The sequence below is a fragment of the Streptomyces sp. NPDC004561 genome (genome assembly GCF_053602155.1).
The window spans coordinates 1-3316 of the sequence record NZ_JBSGDB010000713.1 but is presented as its reverse complement, the minus strand read 5'-3'; the positions used below and the strand labels follow the sequence as shown (position 1 = coordinate 3316).

Here is a 3316-nt window from a genome sequence, read left to right as displayed (position 1 = left end):
GGCGCTCGGTCAGTCCGCGCAGCCAGGGCGCGGGAGGTGCGGGCTCGAGGGGCATGATGGGTCGACCTGTCGTCAGCTCAAGGTGAGGGAACCGGAGTCGGGGGCGATCCGGCCGGCGGCGGCCGGAGCGGCGGGCGCGGTGGCGAGCGGGTAGGAGTGGGCGGTGGCCCAGGACAGCCAGACGGTGTCGCCGCGGGCCGGTACCACCCCGGCGGTGCCGTCGTTGGGCTGGAAGACGGTCATCTCCGCACCGGTGCTCGTGGCCACCGTGTAGCTGGTGGAGGTGCCCAGGTAGACCACCTCGCTCACGGTCCCGCGGACGCGGCTGGCCGCGCCGGCCGGCCCGGCGGTCAGGGTGATCTTCTCCGGCCTCACGGTGAGCTGGACCTCCGATCCGGCACCGGGTGCGGCGGAGGACGGGACGGTGATGCGCTGCCCGTCGCCGAGGTCGATCACCCCGCCCTCGGGGCCGGCGGTGGTCAGGCGCCCGCTGATCAGGTTCGAGGTGCCGATGAAGCCGGCGACGAACGCGGTGGCGGGCCGCTCGTAGACCTCCTGCGGGGGAGCGACCTGCTCGATCAGCCCGCCGTTCATCACCGCGATCCGGTCCGACATGGTCAGCGCCTCGGCCTGGTCGTGGGTGACGTAGATGAAGGTGATGCCCACCTCGCGCTGGATCCGCTTGAGCTCCAGCTGCATGGACTGGCGCAGCTTCAGGTCGAGCGCGCCCAGCGGTTCGTCCAGGAGCAGGGCGCGCGGGCGGTTGACCAGGGCCCGCGCCAGGGCCACACGCTGCTGCTGGCCGCCGGAGAGCTGCCGGGGGCGCTGGTCGGCCTTGCCGGCGAGTTCGACGGTGTTCAGGATGCGGTCGACCCGGTCGTGGATCTCGCCCTTGGGAACACGCCGGCGTCGCAGCCCGAACGCCACGTTGTCCGCGACGCTCAGGTGCGGGAAGAGCGCGTAGGACTGGAACACCATGTTGATGTCCCGCTTGTTGGCCGCGACGCCGACCATGTCCCGGCCGTGCAGCAGGATCTGTCCGCTGCTCGGCTCCTCGAATCCGGCGATCATCCGCAGGGTGGTGGTCTTGCCGCAGCCGGACGGCCCCAGCAGCGAGAAGAACTCTCCCTCGGCGATGGCGAGGTTCACCCCTCGCACCGCCGCTGCGTCGCTCACGCCGCCGAAGTCCTTGACCACGTCGACGAGGGTGATGGCCGGGCCTGCGGCGGCCGGTGGCGGCGAAAGGGTGTCGGTTGCCATCGCGGAGACCTCCGGAGTTCGGATGGGGGAGAAGCGGGCGGCCGTCGGGCGGGGCGTGGGGACGGCCGCCCGGAAGGCGGCAGTGGGTGCGTTCCGGCGAGGATTGATAACGTTACCAACGCGGTCGTACCTTACCCACGGCCCAACGCCCCGCGTCAATGGTTGAATGGCGCTGAATCCCACCACCCCGTTCCCCGGAGTTCACGGGGCCGCATGGAGAGAGCCGGACATGCCCCCACAAGCGCAGCCGCGACGACGCGTGACCATCCCCGACGTCGCCCGGCACGCCGGTGTGGGACAGGCGACGGCCGCACGCGTCCTCGGCGGCTACGGATCAGCGAGCGCGGCCACCCGGGAACGCGTGCTGGCCGCCGCCGCCGAGCTCGGCTACAGCACCAACGCCGTGGCCCGCAGCATGATCAGCGGCCGCACCGACACCCTCGGAGTGGTCGTCGCCGATGTGGAGAACGCCTACTTCGCCCGCGCCGTGCGCGGCATCGCCGACGTCGCGGCCAAGGCGGGACTCCAGGCCATCCTCGCCAACAGCGACGAGGACAGCGAGAAGGAGAAAGCCGCCGTCCAGCTGTTCATCGAGCGCCGCGTGGACGGACTCGTAGTGGCGCCGGCCGCCACCGACGCCGAACACCTCGCCCGGGCCGCCGCCGCCGGCATCCCGGTGGTACTGCTCGACCGCGTGCTCACCGGAGCCGCCCTGGACACCGTGGTCGTCGACAACCGAGGAGCGGTCAAGGCAGCGGTCACCCGGTTCACCGACGCCGGACACACCCGCATCGCGGTGATCACCTCAGCCATGCCCGGCGACGACGGCACCCACCTCGCACCCGGAGCGGACATCTGGACGACCACGGAACGCGTCGCCGGCTACCGCCAGGCCCTGCGCGCCGCAGGCATCCCACGCTCCGCGGAACTGATCCGGCACACCGGCTACGAACGAGCCTGGGCACGCTCGGCCGTACTGGAACTGATGACCTCCAGCAACCGCCCCACCGCACTGTTCACCACCGACAACGTGGCCACGCTCGGCACCCTGGACGCCCTCCTCGACCTCGACGCCCACATCCCCGGCGACGTCTCGGTCATCGGCTTCGACGACGCGGAGTGGACCACACTCATCCGGCCCCGGCTGAGCGTGGTCAGCCAACCCGTGCAGGAACTCGGCGGACTGGCCGCGGACATCCTCATCCGCCGCATCAACGGAGCCACCGCCCGTCCCCGCCGGCACACCCTGCACACCACCTACGTCGACCGCGAGTCGACCGGCCCGGCCCCCACCCGCCTACGACGCCTGCACGCCCCGGGGAACGCTGTGTGACGCCGTTCCGACGCATCAGCTCTGACGGGCGAGGTCTTCAGCGAGCGTCTCGACGCCGGGACGCACAACGTGCTGACGTCGGTGGCCACGCTGCCACGGCCCGGAGCGGTCGCCTACGAGGCCGGCCGACCGGGTTCGTGCCGGCCGGGCCCACGCACGGTGCCCGTCGTGTCCGCCTGCGGAGTCATCGAAGGTGGACCAGGACCCGTCCGGCATTGGTCGCGTCGGTCTCCACGCGGACGTAGAGCTTCTTGATGTGCTTCTGCGCCAGCACGGCCAGCACTCGCTTCTTCAGCCGGCCCGTCCCCTTCCCTGGGATGATCTGCACGACGTCGACCCCGGTGGCGGCCGCCTTGAACAGGGTCTGGCGCAGCGCGATGTCGATGTCGCGGTTGTTGCGGAAGATCGGGTGCAGATCCAACGTGAGCAGGGCAATCGCCTCCGATGCGCTCGGGCACCGGCCGCAGCCGGGTCCCCGTGGGCCGTGCAGTGGCAGCGTACGTCGCCCTGCCGGCACTGTCCCACCCTGGGGGTCCGCGCGGTCGCTCATCGGTAGCAGGCGTGCACAGGGCGGTGAGCTGTCTGGGTGACGATGTCGGCGGGTGCGGTGGCAAACGACTGCCGGGCAAGCAGGATCGTCGTCGCGTCCGGGTAGTCCTCCTCGAACTGGAGGATGTTGCGGATCGTCGCGCCGCGGAAGGCGTAGATGGACTGGTCCGCGTC

At 71.3% G+C, this 3316-nt stretch carries 3 protein-coding genes and 1 pseudogene; 1 reads left to right on the top strand and 3 read right to left on the bottom strand.

Annotated elements, in window-relative coordinates; genetic code table 11:
• Window positions 1-72: 72 nt before the first annotated feature.
• Window positions 73-1260 carry an ABC transporter ATP-binding protein gene (locus ACWEN3_RS44085; RefSeq protein ID WP_452983667.1) on the bottom strand — a complete coding sequence of 396 codons (1188 nt, stop codon included), beginning with the start codon at window positions 1258-1260 and terminating at the stop codon, window positions 73-75.
• Between the two features lie 229 nt (window positions 1261-1489).
• Here ACWEN3_RS44085 and ACWEN3_RS44080 point away from each other — a divergent pair, with 229 nt between their 5' ends.
• The gene (locus ACWEN3_RS44080) at window positions 1490-2593 is read left to right on the top strand and encodes a LacI family DNA-binding transcriptional regulator (RefSeq protein ID WP_452983664.1); all 1104 of its coding nucleotides are present in this window, start codon (window positions 1490-1492) and stop codon (window positions 2591-2593) included.
• Window positions 2594-2777: 184 nt separating this feature from the next.
• Here ACWEN3_RS44080 and ACWEN3_RS44075 read toward each other — a convergent pair whose 3' ends face one another.
• Both ACWEN3_RS44075 and ACWEN3_RS44070 read right to left on the bottom strand, forming a co-directional pair.
• Window positions 2778-3014, bottom strand: a complete 237-nt coding sequence (locus tag ACWEN3_RS44075; protein WP_452983661.1) for a Smr/MutS family protein — start codon at window positions 3012-3014, stop codon at window positions 2778-2780.
• A 185-nt stretch (window positions 3015-3199) separates the two neighbouring features.
• A pseudogene (locus ACWEN3_RS44070) lies at window positions 3200-3316 on the bottom strand (UvrD-helicase domain-containing protein); the annotation flags it as partial.

Bases quoted from the DNA above. Each gene is read 5' to 3' on its own strand.
- ACWEN3_RS44080 (WP_452983664.1), top strand. From the start codon at position 1,490: ATGCCCCCACAAGCGCAGCCGCGACGACGCGTGACCATCCCCGACGTC.
- ACWEN3_RS44085 (WP_452983667.1), bottom strand. From the start codon at position 1,260: ATGGCAACCGACACCCTTTCGCCGCCACCGGCCGCCGCAGGCCCGGCC.